This window comes from Microvirgula curvata (genome assembly GCF_054781615.1).
Map to the genome: position 1 here is coordinate 353941 of NZ_BAAGUB010000003.1, position 15380 is coordinate 369320.

Annotated in this window: 18 protein-coding genes and 1 riboswitch; of the genes, 8 read left to right on the top strand and 10 right to left on the bottom strand. The window is 65.4% G+C overall.

Going from position 1 to position 15380, the window contains the following annotated elements:
• Positions 1-12 precede the first annotated feature (12 nt).
• Positions 13-702, top strand: a complete 690-nt coding sequence (locus ACYVG8_RS01890; protein WP_036386605.1) for an AzlC family ABC transporter permease — start codon at positions 13-15, stop codon at positions 700-702.
• The gene (locus tag ACYVG8_RS01895) at positions 699-1025 is read left to right on the top strand and encodes an AzlD domain-containing protein (RefSeq protein WP_036386608.1); all 327 of its coding nucleotides are present in this window, start codon (positions 699-701) and stop codon (positions 1023-1025) included. The genes ACYVG8_RS01890 and ACYVG8_RS01895 overlap by 4 nt, the downstream gene beginning before the upstream one ends.
• Before the next feature lie 52 nt (positions 1026-1077).
• On the opposite strand, the gene ahcY is transcribed toward ACYVG8_RS01895, so the two are convergent.
• From ahcY to ACYVG8_RS01945, 10 genes are all read right to left on the bottom strand, one after another.
• Positions 1078-2490, bottom strand: coding sequence for an adenosylhomocysteinase (gene ahcY, locus ACYVG8_RS01900; protein WP_028500086.1), 1413 nt, complete (start codon positions 2488-2490; stop codon positions 1078-1080).
• A 63-nt stretch (positions 2491-2553) separates the two neighbouring features.
• Positions 2554-2625: riboswitch (S-adenosyl-L-homocysteine riboswitch) on the bottom strand.
• 75 nt (positions 2626-2700) lie between these two features.
• Complete coding sequence (gene fabF, locus ACYVG8_RS01905) at positions 2701-3942, bottom strand: beta-ketoacyl-ACP synthase II (RefSeq protein ID WP_028500087.1); 1242 nt, start codon at positions 3940-3942, stop codon at positions 2701-2703.
• A gap of 201 nt (positions 3943-4143) precedes the next feature.
• Positions 4144-4383, bottom strand: a complete 240-nt coding sequence (gene acpP / locus ACYVG8_RS01910) for an acyl carrier protein (protein ID WP_028500088.1) — start codon at positions 4381-4383, stop codon at positions 4144-4146.
• A gap of 175 nt (positions 4384-4558) precedes the next feature.
• Complete coding sequence (gene fabG / locus ACYVG8_RS01915) at positions 4559-5317, bottom strand: 3-oxoacyl-ACP reductase FabG (protein ID WP_028500089.1); 759 nt, start codon at positions 5315-5317, stop codon at positions 4559-4561.
• Positions 5318-5332: 15 nt separating this feature from the next.
• The gene (gene fabD, locus ACYVG8_RS01920) at positions 5333-6262 is read right to left on the bottom strand and encodes an ACP S-malonyltransferase (RefSeq protein ID WP_460744944.1); all 930 of its coding nucleotides are present in this window, start codon (positions 6260-6262) and stop codon (positions 5333-5335) included.
• Positions 6263-6273: 11 nt separating this feature from the next.
• Complete coding sequence (locus ACYVG8_RS01925) at positions 6274-6417, bottom strand: hypothetical protein (RefSeq protein WP_159075988.1); 144 nt, start codon at positions 6415-6417, stop codon at positions 6274-6276.
• Between the two features lie 21 nt (positions 6418-6438).
• Complete coding sequence (locus tag ACYVG8_RS01930) at positions 6439-7398, bottom strand: beta-ketoacyl-ACP synthase III (RefSeq protein ID WP_028500091.1); 960 nt, start codon at positions 7396-7398, stop codon at positions 6439-6441.
• Between the two features lie 23 nt (positions 7399-7421).
• Entirely contained in the window at positions 7422-8465 is a 1044-nt protein-coding gene (gene plsX, locus ACYVG8_RS01935; protein WP_028500092.1) for a phosphate acyltransferase PlsX, read from the bottom strand.
• 214 nt (positions 8466-8679) lie between these two features.
• Complete coding sequence (rpmF, locus tag ACYVG8_RS01940) at positions 8680-8859, bottom strand: 50S ribosomal protein L32 (RefSeq protein ID WP_028500093.1); 180 nt, start codon at positions 8857-8859, stop codon at positions 8680-8682.
• A gap of 21 nt (positions 8860-8880) precedes the next feature.
• Positions 8881-9381: a YceD family protein gene (locus ACYVG8_RS01945; RefSeq protein WP_028500094.1), complete on the bottom strand. Its 501-nt coding sequence runs from the start codon at positions 9379-9381 to the stop codon at positions 8881-8883.
• 57 nt (positions 9382-9438) lie between these two features.
• Here ACYVG8_RS01945 and ACYVG8_RS01950 point away from each other — a divergent pair, with 57 nt between their 5' ends.
• The 6 genes from ACYVG8_RS01950 to ACYVG8_RS01975 all read left to right on the top strand — a co-directional run bounded on the left by ACYVG8_RS01950 (position 9439) and on the right by ACYVG8_RS01975 (position 15379).
• Complete coding sequence (locus ACYVG8_RS01950) at positions 9439-10017, top strand: Maf family protein (protein WP_460744945.1); 579 nt, start codon at positions 9439-9441, stop codon at positions 10015-10017.
• 2 nt (positions 10018-10019) lie between these two features.
• Positions 10020-10736 (top strand): SAM-dependent methyltransferase, encoded by a 717-nt coding sequence (locus ACYVG8_RS01955; protein ID WP_028500096.1) that lies wholly within the window; start codon positions 10020-10022, stop codon positions 10734-10736.
• Positions 10737-10820: 84 nt separating this feature from the next.
• Complete coding sequence (locus ACYVG8_RS01960) at positions 10821-11969, top strand: THUMP domain-containing class I SAM-dependent RNA methyltransferase (protein WP_028500097.1); 1149 nt, start codon at positions 10821-10823, stop codon at positions 11967-11969.
• 116 nt (positions 11970-12085) lie between these two features.
• Complete coding sequence (locus ACYVG8_RS01965; RefSeq protein WP_028500098.1) at positions 12086-13600, top strand: C69 family dipeptidase; 1515 nt, start codon at positions 12086-12088, stop codon at positions 13598-13600.
• 68 nt (positions 13601-13668) lie between these two features.
• On the top strand, positions 13669-14274 hold the full coding sequence (locus ACYVG8_RS01970) for a MarC family protein (protein ID WP_028500099.1): 606 nt from the start codon (positions 13669-13671) through the stop codon (positions 14272-14274).
• A gap of 10 nt (positions 14275-14284) precedes the next feature.
• The gene (locus ACYVG8_RS01975) at positions 14285-15379 is read left to right on the top strand and encodes an efflux RND transporter periplasmic adaptor subunit (RefSeq protein WP_051529011.1); all 1095 of its coding nucleotides are present in this window, start codon (positions 14285-14287) and stop codon (positions 15377-15379) included.
• Position 15380: the final 1 nt, after the last annotated feature.

Genomic DNA, 15380 nt, shown 5'->3' on the forward strand with positions numbered 1-15380 from the left:
CAAGATACGCGGATGACATCGAAACGAAGCGAGTTCCTTGCCGGCGCCAGGACGCTCATGCCCTTGCTGCTGGGCGTCTGGCCATTCGGCATGATCTATGGCGTGCTGGCGCTGGAGTCCGGTCTGACCGCCTGGCAGGCACAGGCAATGAGCGCCCTGGTCTTTGCCGGCAGCTCGCAGATCGTCCTCAGCCAGATGCTGGCCAGCCAGGCGCCGCTGGCGGTGATCTTCGTCACCATCGCCATCGTCAACCTGCGCCATGTGCTGTACAGCGCCTCGCTGGCGCCCGGCCTGCGCACGCTCGGCCCCGGCTGGAAGGCGCTGCTCGCCTATCTGCTGACGGATGAAGCCTACGCGGTCACCGTCAACCGCATGAATGCCGCCCGGTCGTCACCACACCGGCACTGGTTCCTGTTCGGTGCCGGGCTGACGCTGTGGACCGCCTGGCAGTTGTCGACGCTGGCCGGACTGGCGCTGGGCAGCGAAATCCCGCCCGAATGGGGGCTGGACTTTGCCATCCCGCTGACCTTTATCGCGCTGGTGGTCCCGGCCGCGCACGACCGTGCCGACTGGACCGCCGTCATCATCGCCGGCATTGCCGCCGTCACGCTGTATGCCCTGCCGTTCAAGCTGGCGCTGATCGTCGCCACGCTGCTCGGCATTGTCGGCGGGGTCTGGATGACACGGAGGGCGGCGCGATGAACATGTTGCTGCTGTTCGCCGCCCTGGGGGCCATCACCTTCCTGCTGCGCCTGTCGTTTATCGGTCTGCTCGGCCAGCGCAGGATTCCGCCGGCACTGCAGATTGCGCTGCGCTTCGTCCCGCTGGCCATCCTGACTGCCATCACCGTGCCGGAAATCGTCATGCAGGACGGCCGGCTGATCACCTCGCTGGCCGAACCGAAACTGGTCGCCGGCGTGGTGGCCGTACTGGTCGCCGCCAGAACGCGCAAGATCCTGCCGACGCTGGCCGCCGGCATGGCCACGCTGTGGCTGGCGCGCTGGGTGTTGCAATCCGTTTCCTGACGCAAAAACGCCTCCGCAATGCGGAGGCGTTCTGGTCAGGGATGCAGCGCAATCAGTAGCGGTAGTGAGCCGGCTTGTACGGGCCGCTCTTGTCCACACCGATATAGGCAGCCTGCTCGTCCGACAGCACGGTCAGGTTGGCGCCGATGCGTTCCAGGTGCAGGCGGGCGACCTTTTCGTCCAGGTGCTTCGGCAGCACATAGACCTGCTTGCCGTACTGTTCGCCGTGCTGGAAGATTTCCATCTGCGCGAGCACCTGGTTGGTGAAGCTGTTGCTCATCACGAAGCTCGGGTGACCGGTCGCGCAACCGAGGTTCACCAGGCGGCCTTCGGCCAGCAGGATGATGCGCTTGCCGTCCGGGAACACGATATGGTCGACCTGCGGCTTGATGTTGTCCCAGGTGTACTGGCGCAGGCTGGCGACTTCGATTTCGCTGTCGAAGTGGCCGATGTTGCAGACGATGGCATTGTTGCGCATCCGCTTCATGTGATCGTGGGTGATCACGCCGACGTTGCCGGTGGTGGTGACGAAAATGTCGCCCTGGGCGCAGGCATCGTCCATGGTGACGACGCGGTAGCCTTCCATCGCCGCCTGCAGCGCGCAGATCGGATCGATTTCCGTGACCCACACCGTGGCGCCGAGACCGCGCAGGCTCTGGGCGCAACCCTTGCCCACGTCACCGTAGCCGAGCACCACGGCGACCTTGCCGGCGATCATCACGTCGGTGGCGCGCTTGATGCCGTCGACCAGGCTTTCGCGGCAGCCGTACAGGTTGTCGAACTTGGACTTGGTCACCGAGTCGTTGACGTTGAAGGCCGGGAACGGCAGGCGGCCGTCCTTTTCCATCTGGTACAGGCGATGCACGCCGGTGGTGGTTTCTTCGGTCACGCCGCGGATGGCGGCCAGGCGCTTCGAGTACCAGCCCGGGTCGATTTCCAGGTGAGCGGCGATCGAGGCGAACAGCGAGGTTTCCTCTTCGTTGCCCGGCCTGGCGATCACGCTGCGGTCCTGTTCGGCCTTGGCGCCAAGCACCAGCAGCAGCGTGGCGTCGCCACCGTCGTCGAGAATCATGTTCGCCGGCTGGCCTTCCGGCCATTCGAAGATGCGGTGCGCGTAGTCCCAGTACTCGTCCAGCGATTCACCCTTGAAGGCGAACACCGGGATGCCGGCGGCAGCGATGGCGGCAGCGGCCTGGTCCTGGGTCGAGAAGATGTTGCACGAGGCCCAGCGCACTTCGGCGCCCAGCGCGATCAGCGTTTCGATCAGCACGCCGGTCTGGATGGTCATGTGCAGCGAGCCGGCAATGCGTGCGCCCTTCAGCGGCTTGCTGTCACCGTATTCGGCGCGCAGAGCCATCAGGCCGGGCATTTCGGTTTCGGCGATCGACAGTTCCTTGCGGCCCCAGGCCGCGAGGGAGAGGTCAGCGACCAGGTAATCAGTGAATTTGTCAGCCACAGCGTTCATGTCAGTTTCCTGTACGGTGCGACCGGGAGGATGCGGCTCACCCGCACTCCCGCAGCCACGGGGGTTAGGCAAGCGCCGTTGAATCATGGCCGAGCCTGGGACGGGGCACCCCGCCTTGCAGCGCTTCTCGGCAAGCGACGGATTATACAGGCAGGAAAAAGGAAACGGCGACCATGAGGTCGCCGTTTCTGCAGATCTGCTGCCCGTCGGTCAGACTTTGCCGAAGACCAGCGTGCCGTTGGTGCCGCCAAAGCCGAACGAGTTCGAAATCGCCACGTCGATCTTCATGTCGCGCGCGACATTGGGCACGTAGTCGAGGTCGCAGCCGTGTTCGTAATCCTGCTCGAACAGGTTGATGGTCGGCGGGGCGATCTGGTTATGCAGCGCCAGGATCGAATACACCGCCTCGACGCCACCGGCGCCACCCAGCAGGTGGCCGGTCATCGACTTGGTCGAGTTGACGGCCAGTTTGCTTGCGTGATCGCCGAACGCCAGCTTCAGCGCCTCGGTTTCATTGGCATCCCCCAGCGGGGTCGACGTGCCGTGCGCGTTCACGTAATCGACTTCGTCCGGGTTCAGGCCGGCATCTTTCAGCGCGTTCTTCACGCCACGGGCCGGGCCCTCGGCGCTCGGCGCGGTGATGTGATGCGCGTCCGAGCTCATGCCGAAGCCCTTCAGCTCGGCATAGATCTTTGCACCGCGGCGCACTGCGTGCTCGTACTCTTCCAGCACGATGACACCGGCGCCCTCGCCCATGACGAAACCGTCACGGCCGGTATCCCACGGCCGCGAGGCGGTCGCCGGGTCGTCGTTGCGGGTCGACAGCGCCTTCATGGCGGCGAAGCCGCCGATGCCCAGACGCGTGATCGCCCCTTCGGCACCACCGGCCACCATGATGTCGGCGTCGCCGTACTGGATCAACCGCGAGGCATCACCGATGCAGTGAGCGCCGGTCGTGCAGGCGGAGACGATGCCGTACGACGGTCCCTGGAAACCCTTGATGATCGACACGTGGCCGGCAATCAGGTTGACCAGCGAGCCGGGAATGAAGAACGGGCCGATCTTGCGCGGACCGCCTTCCATCAGTGCGACACCGGTTTCCTCGATCAGCGGCAGGCCGCCGATGCCGGAACCGATATTGACCCCGACGCGCGTGCGGTCGAGGTCCGGGATGTCTTCAATTCCGGCATCAGCAACAGCCTGGAAAGCGGCGGCAATGCCGTAATGGATGAACACATCCATGCGGCGCGCGTCTTTCGGCGTGATGTAGTCGCTGATGTTGAAATCCTTCACCTCGCCGGCGATCTGGCATGCCATGTCGCTGGCGTCGAAGCGCGTGATGCGGGTGATGCCCGAACGGCCGGCCACGAGGTTGGCCCAGCCGGTCGCGACGTCGTTACCGAGCGGACTGACATGTCCCAGACCGGTGATGACTACTCTGCGTCGAGCCAAGATGAACTCCTTGAATAGAGGAATGCCGGGCGCAGGCACAGGCCCGCGCACCCGCAGCAGCCCGGAAACGTTTTCCGGCCTGCCGGCCGCCGACGGCGCCGTGTCGCCACGCCGTCAAACGACCGTTTGCAGATCCCCAACTGCAAAAGACCCCTGCACAGACGGACAATCCGCGGCAGAGGTCTCCAGGATCAAGCCAAATTACTTGGGCAGGTGTGCCGACACGTAATCGATGGCTTGCTGAACCGTCGTGATCTTTTCGGCGTCTTCGTCCGGGATCTCGCATTCGAATTCTTCTTCGAGTGCCATCACCAGTTCCACCGTGTCGAGCGAGTCAGCGCCCAGATCGTCAACGAACGAGGAATCGTTCTTCACTTCGGCTTCGTTAACGCCGAGTTGTTCAGCGACGATTTTCTTGACACGCTGTTCGATGTTTTCCATTTGGTCTTACCTATGCCTTTCGGAGCGGGTGGTAAACAAAAACCGCGCCATTCTACCAAAAAAAATTTAGAGCAAAATACCTAAATCAACAGAGGTCAAATGTTGTCATCTTCCGACAACTTCAGTACAACATCCGGGATCTGGTACCCATTTCGACAAAATCCTGCCAATTGCCTTACGGCATCAGCATTCCGCCGTTCACATGAAGCGTCTGACCGGTGATGTATCCGGCCCGGTCCGACGCCAGAAATTCGACTGCATCGGCAATGTCCTGCACGCCGCCAAGGCGCCCCAGCGCGATCTGCTGCTCGAGCGCTTCACGCTGTGCCTGCGGCAGGTCGCGGGTCATGTCGGTCTCGATAAAGCCCGGGGCCACGCAGTTGACCGTGATGCCGCGGCTGCCGACTTCGCGCGCCAGCGACTTCGAGAAGCCCATGATCGCCGCCTTGGCCGCCGCATAGTTGCACTGGCCGGCATTGCCCATCGAGCCCACCACCGAGGCGATGCTGATGATGCGGCCCCAGCGGGCCTTCATCATACCCCTGAGCACCGCTTTCGAGAGCCGGTAAACCGACTTCAGGTTGGTGTCCATGATCGCGTCCCAGTCGTCGTCCTTCATCCGCATCAGCAACTGGTCACGCGTAATCCCGGCATTATTGACGAGAATCGTCAGAGGTCCATACGTTTCTTCAACAAATTTGATCAGACGGTCGACGGCTTCGCCGCCCTGATTGCTGTTGAACTCGTAGCCCTGGCCCTGGCCGATCGCCTGCAGCCGCTCGCTGATCGCCGCCGCGCCGGACTCGGAAGTGGCGGTCCCCACCACGATGGCGCCCTGACGGGCCAGGGTGTCGGCGATGGCGGCGCCAATGCCGCGCGATGCACCGGTCACCAGCGCAATTTTGCCTTGCAGCGTCATGTCATTCGTCTCCATGAGGAATATCGGGGATCAGGCCAGTTCGGCCAGGGCGGCGTCCAGCGCGGCGCCGTCAGTCAGCGCCAGCGTCTTCACCCGTGCATCGATGCGCTTGCCCAGACCGGTCAGCACCTTGCCCGGACCGCACTCGGCCTGCAGCACCAGACCGGCTTCGGCCAGTGCGCGCACGGTATCGGTCCAGCGCACCGGCTTGTACAGCTGAAGAGTCAGTGCGGTGCGGATGCCGTCGGCGTCGTCATGGCTGGCGACGTCGACATTGTGCAGCACGCGGATTGCCGGCGCCGCGATGGCGATGTCGGCCAGCGCCGCGGCCAGCCGCTCTGCGGCCGGCGCCATCAGCGCACAGTGCGACGGCACCGATACCGGCAGCAGCAGCGCGCGCTTCGCGCCCTTGTCCTTGCACGCGGCGCAGGCGCGCTCGACTGCCGCCTTGTCGCCGGCGATCACCAGCTGGCCCGGCGAGTTGAAGTTGACCGCCTCGACCACCTGCCCCTGTGCGGCCTCCGCGCAGGCCGCCACCACGTCAGCGTCATCCAGGCCGAGAATGGCCGCCATGGCGCCACTGCCTTCCGGCACGGCGCCCTGCATGGCTTCGGCGCGCAGACGCACCAGGCGCACCGCGTCGGCAAAGGCCAGACTGCCGGCGGCGACCAGCGCCGAGTATTCGCCAAGGCTGTGCCCGGCCACGGCTGCCGGACGCGGACCACCTGCGGCCAGCCAGGCGCGCCAGATGGCGACACCGGCCGCCAGCATCAGTGGCTGGGTATTGACGGTCTGGTTGATCGCTTCGGCCGATTCGGCCTGCAGCATCGCCCACAGATCGAGTCCGAGCGCATCGCCCGCCTCGTCGAAAGTGGCGCGCACAACGGGATGGCCGGCAAAACCGTCCATCATTTTCAGGCTCTGCGAGCCCTGTCCGGGAAAGACAAACGCGAAGGCCATGACGGGTCTCCTCATTGCAAAATCAGCAGATTGGCGGGGATCATCCGCCGCACGTCGGCAACAGGATGCAAACGTACGCTTGAACGGACTTCCCCCAAACGCCCGACGGCGCCGAAGCGCATGGCTTCCGGCGCCGTCGGGCGGGGAATGGTCATCGGGATGACGTCACCCGATGCTCAGTACTGCACCAGGGCCGAGCCCCAGGCAAAGCCGCCGCCGATGCCTTCCAGCAGCAGCAGCTGGCCGCGCTGGATGCGGCCGTCACGGATCGCCGTGTCCAGTGCCAGCGGCACCGAAGCGGCCGACGTGTTCGCCTGCCCCGGCAGCGTGACCACGACCTTGTCCATGCTCATGTGCAAGTGTTTGGCGGTGGACTCGATGATGCGCAGGTTGGCCTGGTGCGGCACCAGCCAGTCGAGGTCTTCCTTGGCCTTGCCGGCCTCGGCCAGCGTCTGCACCGCCAGTTCGGACAGCGCCTTGACGGCGAACTTGAACACTGCCTGGCCATCCATGTGCACGTAGGCATTGCCGATCAGGGCCCCCTGCTCCGGATGCGCCGGCACTTTCAGGATGTCCTTGTAGCGGCCATCGGAATGCAGACGGGTCGCCAGCACACCGGCCTCGTCGGAGGCACCAAGCACCACGGCACCGGCACCGTCACCGAACAGCACACAGGTGCGGCGATCGCTCCAGTCGAGCAGCCGGGTCATCGCCTCGGCGCCAACCACCAGCACCTTGCGCGCCATGCCGGCACGGATGTACGCATTCGCAGTGGCGAACGCGAACATGAAGCCGGCGCACACGGCCTGCACGTCGAACGCCGGGATACCCGGCAGACCAAGCTTTTCCTGCAGGATCACCGCCGTGCCGGGGAAAATCATGTCCGGCGTGGTGGTAGCGACAATGATCATGTCCAGTTCGGACGCCTCGATGCCGGCCGACGCAATCGCGCGACGCGACGCTTCCAGCGCCAGGTCACTGGTGGCCTGTTCCGGGGCGATCAGATGCCGTTCACGAATGCCGGTACGGGAGACGATCCACTCGTCAGTAGTGTCGACGCGGGCGGCGAGATCGGCATTGGTCAATACCGTATCGGGCAGGTAGCCGCCAGTGCCGAGAATCCGGGCGTAGCGCATGAGAATGGGTTTCTCCGTCTTGTTCAGATTTTGGGGCTGGCCGCCGCCGCAGCGTCGATTCTGGCCAGTTGCTGCCCCACGTGCTCGCTGGTGTGGCGCACGACGTCGGCACGCACCTCGTCGATCGCCTGTTCCAGCGCGCAGCGAAAACCGAGGCTGTCGGTCCCGCCGTGGCTCTTGACCACAATGCCGCGCAAACCGACCAGGCTCGCCCCGTTGTATCGGCGGGAGTCTACCCGTTTCTTGAAGCGGTTGAGCACCGGCAATGCGGCCAGTGCACACAAGCGGGTCAGCAGATTGCGGGTGAATTCCTCCTTCAGGAAGGTCGCCACCATGTGGGCGAGTCCTTCGGAAGTTTTCAGGGCGACATTGCCGGTAAAGCCGTCGGTCACCACCACATCGACACTGCCGTGATAGATATCGTTGCCTTCGACGTTGCCGACGAAGTTGAGGCCGGAATGTCGCAGCAGCTCCGCCGCCTGTTTGACGTTGTCGCTGCCCTTGATCTCTTCCGAGCCGATATTCAGCAGCCCGACGGTCGGATTCGGCTTCTTCATCACGCCTTCGACCAGCATCGCACCCATGATGCCGAACTGCAGCAGCTGTTCCGGCGTGCAGTCGACGTTGGCGCCAAGGTCCAGCACGCAGGTGGTGCCGTTCATCGACGGCAGCATCTTGGCGATGGCCGGACGATCAATGCCGGGGATGGTTTTCAGGACGAAACGCGCGGTGGCCATCAGGGCACCGGTATTGCCGGCCGACACGATCGCCTGGGCAACCCCGTCCTTGACCAGGTTGATGGCGACCCGCATCGACGAGTCTTTCTTGTTCTTCAGCGCGGATTGCGGCGAATCGTCCATGCCGACCACTTCCGTGGCGGGATGGATGGTCAACTGCTCACCCGGCGCTCGGCCAAGGCGTTTCAGTTCGGATTCGATAAGGTCGGGGAGTCCGACCAGGATGAGCTTGACGTCGGGATGGCGGTCAAGAAAGGCGAGCGAAGCGGGTACGGTCACGCCGACCCCGACGTCCCCCCCCATCGCGTCGACAGCTACGGTGAGAGTCATGCTGTTCCGGGAAAAGTTGAAGCCGTGCGGCATCACGACCCGGCTTGCCGGCATAACGCTGGCATAAAGGCGGTGCCGGAGTTCGCCTCCGCGGCACGGAAACGGGAATGCGGCGAAAGCGCCGCATTCCTGTCTGCAATCCTGACTGCGCAACGCACGGTCAGGAAGCTCGGGCGCCACGAACCGGCGGAGCCGGCGTGACGCACGGGGCGAATCACTCGCCCTTGGTCTTCACCACTTTGCGACCACGGTAGAAGCCGTTCGGGCTGATGTGGTGACGCAGGTGCACTTCGCCGGTCGACGGTTCGATCGCGGTGTTCGGCGCGGTCAGGAAATCGTGGGCGCGATGCATGCCGCGCTTGGACGGGGATTTTTTGTTCTGTTGGACAGCCATGGTGACTCCTTCGATTCGGGTTCAGTCGGGCTTGCGCTTCAGCGCAGCAAGCACCGCAAACGGGTTGGGTTTGTCGGCCTTGGCCTTCTCGATCGCGTCGGGACGGCAGTCGTCGTGGCGCGGTGCGAGCGGCAAGCCCAGCAAAACTTCATCTTCGATCAATGCCAGCACGTCGAGTTCTTCCTCGGCCAGAATGCCGTCGAGGTCTTCATCCTCGTCGCAAGCAGCTTCGAGCCGTTCTTCGTCGGTAAACTGGGTAATCAGCGTATCGGCGTCGATCCGGTGCGGCAGCGGTTCCAGGCAACGCTGGCAGGCCAGCATCACGTCTCCGCTGACTTTCAGACGCAAGGTCGGGCGATGCAGCCGGTCGACATGACCGGACACCGACCACGACAGCACGCCGTCACGGCTCGCCAGCGCATCGGCCAGACGCGGCAGATCCGCCACCGCGATATCGCGGGTGCTGATTTCGCGCCGTTCACGGGCGAAGTCGAGGCTATTGATCAAAATGGGTTGAGACATAAACGGCGAATGATATTATCCACCTCTTCCCCTGTCAAAAGAAAACGACGTCGATTCATGCGTTTGGTTCTTGCCTCCACCTCGCGTTTTCGCCGCGAGATCCTGTCCCGTCTCGGTCTGCCGTTCGAGGCCATCGCGCCCGATTGCGACGAGACGCCGCTGCCCGGCGAAACCGCCGTGGCGACCGCCTGCCGGCTGGCACGGCAGAAGGCCGAATCGCTGCGCGCCGCCTGTCCGGACGCACTGATCATCGGTTCGGACCAGGTCGCGCTGCTCGACGGTCGCCAGCTCGGCAAGCCGGGTACCGTCGCCCATGCGGTCGACATGCTGAAGCAGACCCGGGGCCGGGCGCTGACCTTTCATACCGCGCTGTCGCTGATCAACACTGCCAGCGGCCGGGTGCAGGAACAGGTCGACATCACGACCGTACGCATGCGCGACGCCAGCGACGCCCAGATTGCCGCCTATCTGGCGCACGAGCCGGAAGCGGTCCATTGCGCCGGCGGCTGCATGAGCGAGGCGCTCGGCGGCGCCCTGATCGAGCGCATCGAGTCGACCGACCCGAACGCCCTGGTCGGCCTGCCGCTGTTCGCGCTGGTCACCCTGCTGAAGAACGAAGGTGTCGAGGTTCTGTAACGATGGCGACGCTATTCCTGATTCCGACCCCGCTTGGCGACCTGCCGGTGGAAAACTGGGTGATTCCGGCCCAGCGCGAGCGCATCCGCCACCTGACCCGTTTCGTGGTCGAAGCGGCCAAGACCGCGCGCAAGCACCTGAAGCAGCTTGAACTCGACACGCCACTGCAGGCGCTGGCACTGGACGAGCTGAACGAACACACCCCGGCTGACGCGCTGGAGCGGCTGATTGCACCGCTGGAAGCCGGCCATGACGTCGGCCTGCTGTCCGAGGCCGGCTGCCCGGCCGTCGCCGACCCGGGCGCGAACCTGGTCCGGCTCGCCCATGCCCGCGGCCACACCGTCGAACCGCTGGTCGGCCCGTCGTCGATCCTGCTGTCGCTGATGGCGTCCGGCAGCCAGGGTCAGCGTTTCGCCTTTCACGGCTATCTGCCGGTCGGCGAGGCCGAACGGCTGGCGGCGATCCGCGCGCTGGAGAAACACTCGCGCGAAGCCGACAGCGCCGAAATCTTCATCGAGACGCCGTACCGCAACCCGCAGCTGATCGACGCGTTGCTGGCGACACTGGCGCCGGCAACACAGCTGACGGTCGCCTGCGATCTGACGCTGCCGACGCAGACCATCGTCAGCCGCCGCGCGGCCGAGTGGCCGGCGATCGCCGCCGAGTTCAAGAAGCGCCCGGCGATCTTCGTGCTGTACGCCGGCGCAGACCGACGCTAAGTCCCTGCCCGCGGGGCTTTAGTCTACAATCCGTCAACGGTGCGATCTCGCGCCGTTTTTTCATGTCCGAAAGGTTTTCCCGTCATGCATCTCGACCGCTTTTTCGCCCCTTGCCCGCGCGGGCTCGAGGCCGTGCTCTCCGACGAACTGGTCGCGCTGGGCGCGCAGGATGTCGCGCCGACCGACGGCGGAGTCGGTTTCAGCGGCAGTTTCGACACCATGATGACGGTCAACCTGCACTCGCGCATCGCCAGCCGCGTGCTGTGGCGCGTCGGTGGCGGCCGCTACCGTGACGAACGCGACCTGTACCAGCTGGCGCGCCAGGTCGACTGGCCGCAGTACTTCGACGTGTCGCGCACCATCAAGGTCAAGACCGATGCGGTGAAAAGCCCGGTCAAGAGCATCGACTTCGTGTCGCTGACCATCAAGGACGCCGTCTGTGACGTGTTCCGCGAACGCGGCGGCGAGCGGCCGAGTGTGGACACCCACACGCCGGACATGCGCATCCACGTCTTCCTGTCCGGCTCTGACGCTGCGCTGTACCTGGACACCTCCGGCGAGCCGCTGTTCAAGCGCGGCTGGCGCATCGCCACCGGTGACGCCCCGCTGCGCGAGAACCTGGCCGCCGGCATTCTGCGCCTGACCGGCTGGACCCCGGACGTCCCGCTGCTCGATCCGATGTGCGGCAGCGGCACCTTCCTGGTCGAAGCGGCGATGATTGCACTGGACTGGGCGCCGGGCGCCTGCCGCCACTTCGCCTTCGAAAAACTGTCCGGCTTCCGCCCGGCCGCCTGGCAGCAGATCACCGATGCCGCCATCGCCCGCGAAAAGCAGGCCCGGCCGCTGCCGCTGTTCGGCATCGACCGCGACCCGGCCGCACTGGCCGCCGCCCGGCAGAACCTGGCCCATATCCAGCTCGACGACTGCATCACGCTCAGCGACGGCGATTTCCTCGACAGCCATGCACCGGCCGCCGGCGGCGTCATCGTCAGCAATCCGCCGTATGGCGTGCGGCTGGATGAAATGGACCGGCTGGCCCTGCTCTATCCGCAACTCGGCCACTGGCTGAAGCGCGAAATGGCCGGCTGGACCGCCTATCTGCTGACCGCCGACCTGCGACTGGCGAAGATGATCCGGCTGTCGCCGTCCCGGCGCACGCCGCTGCGCAATGGCGCGCTCGACTGCCGGCTGTTCGAATTCCGCATGATCTCGGGCAGCAACCGGCCGGCCTGAGCGCCCCCCCATGCAGCATGTCCTGCATCAATATCAGCAAAGCCTGACATTGCTTCTGCCCCCGGGGTGGTCGACGATGAGGATCGTTTCCATCGATCCGCATCAGGAGCCGCCCCATGTCCGTTCGCCGTTTCAGCTGCACCGTTGTCGTCACCGCACTGGCGCTTGCCGGTCTCGCGCAGGCCACGCTGGCCTGCACTACCATCATCGCCGGCAAGAACGCGACGGCCGACGGCTCCATCCTCGTCGCCCGCCTCGAGGACTACACCTTCAACAACCACGCCAAGCACTTCGTGGTGGTGCCCCGGGTCGAGCACAAGGCCGGCGACATGCTGTCGTTCGACAATGGCGTGCGCGTGCCGGCGCCGGCCGTATCGCAGCGCTATACCGCGATGCGCGACTGGAACGGTGCCCAGTTCGGCGCCGGCGGCCAGTGGAGCGAATTCGGCAGCAACGAAGCCGGCGTGGTGCTGTCCGCCACCAACAGCACCGAACAGAATGAGCGCGCGGCCAAAGCCGCACCGCTGGTCGCCGATGGCGGCGGCGTGGTCGAGGCCATCCTGCCCGACCTGATCCTGCCGCAGGCGCGCAGCGCCCGCGAGGCGGTCGCCCTGCTCGGCCGCTATGTCGAAACGCTCGGCGCCGGCGAAACCAACGGTATCGAAATCGCCGACGCCAGCGAGGCCTGGCTGTTCGAGATCGGCGGCGGCCACCAGTGGATTGCCGTCCGCGTGCCGGACGACGGCTATCTGACCATCGCCAATGGCATGCGCGTCCACGATGTCGACCTCGGCGACAGCCGCAACGTGCTGGCCAGCCCGGGGCTGGCGGCCTTCGTCAGCGAACACAAGCTGCTGGACCGGGTCGACCCGCAGCGCTTCAACTTCGCGAAAGCGTTCGGCAAGATCGGCGACAGCTATAACGTCGACCGCGAATGGCTGGTGCAATCGCGGCTGACGCCGTCGAGCAAACAGCCGGTGCGTCAGGCCCAGTATCCGTTCTATACCCGCGCCGACCGCAAGATCGACGTCGCGACCGTGGCCTCCATCCTGCGCACTGCCGACTATGCCGGCACGCCGCTGGACAAGCGCAAGCCGGCGGCCGGCAGCACCCAGCGCCCGATCGCCGTCGACCGCAACGTCGAGGCGCACATCATCCAGGTCCGGCCGGACATGCCGAAGGAACTGCAGGTGCTGTCGTGGCAGTCGATGGGCAATGTCCGCGATGCCGTGTTCCTGCCGTTCTACCTCGGCGCCATGCAGAGCACGCCGCAGGTGTTCCGTCAGGGCAATGACGACTTCGACTCGCATTCGGCCTGGTGGACCTTCCGCAGTGTGTCGTCGCTGGCCAATGCCAATCCGGGCAAGTACCGCCCGCTGATCACCGGCTGGCGCGACCGGCTGGAGGCCAACCTGCGCGCCGCCCAGCCCGCGACCGACGCGATGCTGAAATCGCTGTACGGCCAGAACCGCGAGCTGGCGATCAACTATGCGCAACGACTCGGCAACGGCACCGCCCTGTACGCGCTGGACCAGGCGCGCGAACTGCGCGACACGCTGATGACCGACCTGACCAAGTCCACCGAGCTGAAGTACACCCCGGCCGAGCTGGACAAGATCAAGGGCCTGTAACAAGCAACACGGCGCGGACAACGGCGGTCGATGTCATAATCAGCCCTTCGTCACCGTCCTGCCGCGCCGTGGAACCCACTTTCGTCTCCGCCACCATCCTGCTGATCCTGATCACCGATCCGCTCGGCAACATCCCGCTGTTTCTGGCCGCGCTGGAGCGGGTGTCGCCGGCGCGACGCCACCGCATCATCGCCCGCGAGTGCGGCATCGCCTTTGTCGTGCTGTTGCTGTTCCTGTTTTTCGGCAAACCGTTCCTGCGCGTGCTGCACCTGACCGACGAGTCGCTGAAGATCGCCGGCGGTGTGGTGCTGTTCCTGATCGCGCTGCGCATGATTTTCCCGTCGCCGTCCGGCAGCCTGTTCGGCCGCACCGACGGCGACAGCGAGCCGTTCATCGTCCCGATCGCCATTCCGCTGATCGCCGGGCCGTCGGCCATGGCCACGGTCATGCTGATGGCGACCAACGATCCGTCGCGCATGCTGGAGTGGTCGCTCGCCGTCGCCATCAGCATTGCCGTCACCTATGTCGTGTTCCTGTTCGCCGGCCAGTTGCAGCGCCGGCTCGGCAAGCCGGTCATCACCGCACTGGAGCGGCTGATGGGCCTGGTGCTGATCGCGGTATCGATCGAGATGCTGCTGTCCGGTCTTGCCGCCTACTGGAAAAACCTGAACTGATCCCCCCGACATGATTTCGCGTCCGCACACCACACGACTGTCCGCCGTTCTGGCGCTGGCCCTCGCGCTGACCGCCTGCGGGCAAAAGGCCCCCGATGCCAGACCCGCGGCCCGACCGGCACTGACCCTGTCGGCCGTCGATGTCCGCCGCGCCCAGTCCGGCCGGGTCGACGATGCCGTGCCGGTTACCGGCCCGATCAGCGCCCGCATGCAGACCACCCTGGCCGCCGAGCTGGAGGGCACGGTCACCGCGATCCATGTCCGCGAAGGCGAGGCGGTGAAGAAGGGCCAGTTGCTGGCCGAGATCGACCCGCGTACCGCCAGCCTGGAACTGGACGAAAAGACCGCACAACTGGCCGCCAACCGCGCCCGGCTCGACCTGGCGCGCAAGAAACTCCAGCGCCAGCGCGAACTGGCGGCACAGGGTTTCATTTCTCCGAACGCACTCGATGAGTTCGAGAGCGATTACCGCGTCAACGCCACCCAGCTCGCCGCACAGGAAAGCATTCTGGCCCGTGCGCGCAAGTCGCTGGCCGACAGCCGCATCGTTGCGCCGTTCGACGGCGTGATCTACAAGCGCAGCGCCGAGGTCGGCCAGACCCTGCCGAAAAACGGCGAGCTGTTCGGCCTGGCCGCGCTGCGCGATCTCGAAGTCGCCGCCAGCGTGCCGGCGCGCGATATCGAGCGCATCCGCCTCGGCCAGCGCGCGTCGCTGACGCTGGACAGCGGGCTGCGCTTCGATGGCCGCGTCACCCGCATCAACCCGGTCGCCGACAGCGGCACCCGCAGCTATACGGTATTCATCGCCGTCGACAACCGCGACGGCCGCATCTATCCGGGCCAGTATGCGCGCGGACGGCTGGTGATCGCCTCGGCCGACGCCACCGCCATCCTGCCGCTGACCGCCATTCGTGACCGCGACGGCAAGGCGCCATGGGTGATGACGCTGGAGGGCAAGCGCGCGGTCAAGCGGCCGGTAACAATCGGCCTGATCGACACCATCGACGGGCTGGCTGCCGTCAGCGGCCTGCCGGCCAATGCGGTCGCCATCTACGACCACGTGCTCGGCGTCAGGCCGGGCGATACCGTCGCCCTGATCCGCTAGT

Coding starts and splice junctions, on each gene's coding strand:
- ACYVG8_RS01890 (WP_036386605.1), top strand. CDS start 13: ATGACATCGAAACGAAGCGAGTTCCTTGCCGGCGCCAGGACGCTCATG.
- fabD (WP_460744944.1), bottom strand. CDS start 6,262: ATGGCCTTCGCGTTTGTCTTTCCCGGACAGGGCTCGCAGAGCCTGAAA.
- ahcY (WP_028500086.1), bottom strand. CDS start 2,490: ATGAACGCTGTGGCTGACAAATTCACTGATTACCTGGTCGCTGACCTC.
- ACYVG8_RS01965 (WP_028500098.1), top strand. CDS start 12,086: ATGTCCGTTCGCCGTTTCAGCTGCACCGTTGTCGTCACCGCACTGGCG.
- plsX (WP_028500092.1), bottom strand. CDS start 8,465: ATGACTCTCACCGTAGCTGTCGACGCGATGGGGGGGGACGTCGGGGTC.
- ACYVG8_RS01930 (WP_028500091.1), bottom strand. CDS start 7,398: ATGCGCTACGCCCGGATTCTCGGCACTGGCGGCTACCTGCCCGATACG.
- ACYVG8_RS01960 (WP_028500097.1), top strand. CDS start 10,821: ATGCATCTCGACCGCTTTTTCGCCCCTTGCCCGCGCGGGCTCGAGGCC.
- acpP (WP_028500088.1), bottom strand. CDS start 4,383: ATGGAAAACATCGAACAGCGTGTCAAGAAAATCGTCGCTGAACAACTC.
- ACYVG8_RS01955 (WP_028500096.1), top strand. CDS start 10,020: ATGGCGACGCTATTCCTGATTCCGACCCCGCTTGGCGACCTGCCGGTG.
- ACYVG8_RS01895 (WP_036386608.1), top strand. CDS start 699: ATGAACATGTTGCTGCTGTTCGCCGCCCTGGGGGCCATCACCTTCCTG.
- rpmF (WP_028500093.1), bottom strand. CDS start 8,859: ATGGCTGTCCAACAGAACAAAAAATCCCCGTCCAAGCGCGGCATGCAT.
- ACYVG8_RS01950 (WP_460744945.1), top strand. CDS start 9,439: ATGCGTTTGGTTCTTGCCTCCACCTCGCGTTTTCGCCGCGAGATCCTG.
- ACYVG8_RS01945 (WP_028500094.1), bottom strand. CDS start 9,381: ATGTCTCAACCCATTTTGATCAATAGCCTCGACTTCGCCCGTGAACGG.
- ACYVG8_RS01975 (WP_051529011.1), top strand. CDS start 14,285: ATGATTTCGCGTCCGCACACCACACGACTGTCCGCCGTTCTGGCGCTG.
- fabG (WP_028500089.1), bottom strand. CDS start 5,317: ATGGAGACGAATGACATGACGCTGCAAGGCAAAATTGCGCTGGTGACC.
- ACYVG8_RS01925 (WP_159075988.1), bottom strand. CDS start 6,417: ATGACCATTCCCCGCCCGACGGCGCCGGAAGCCATGCGCTTCGGCGCC.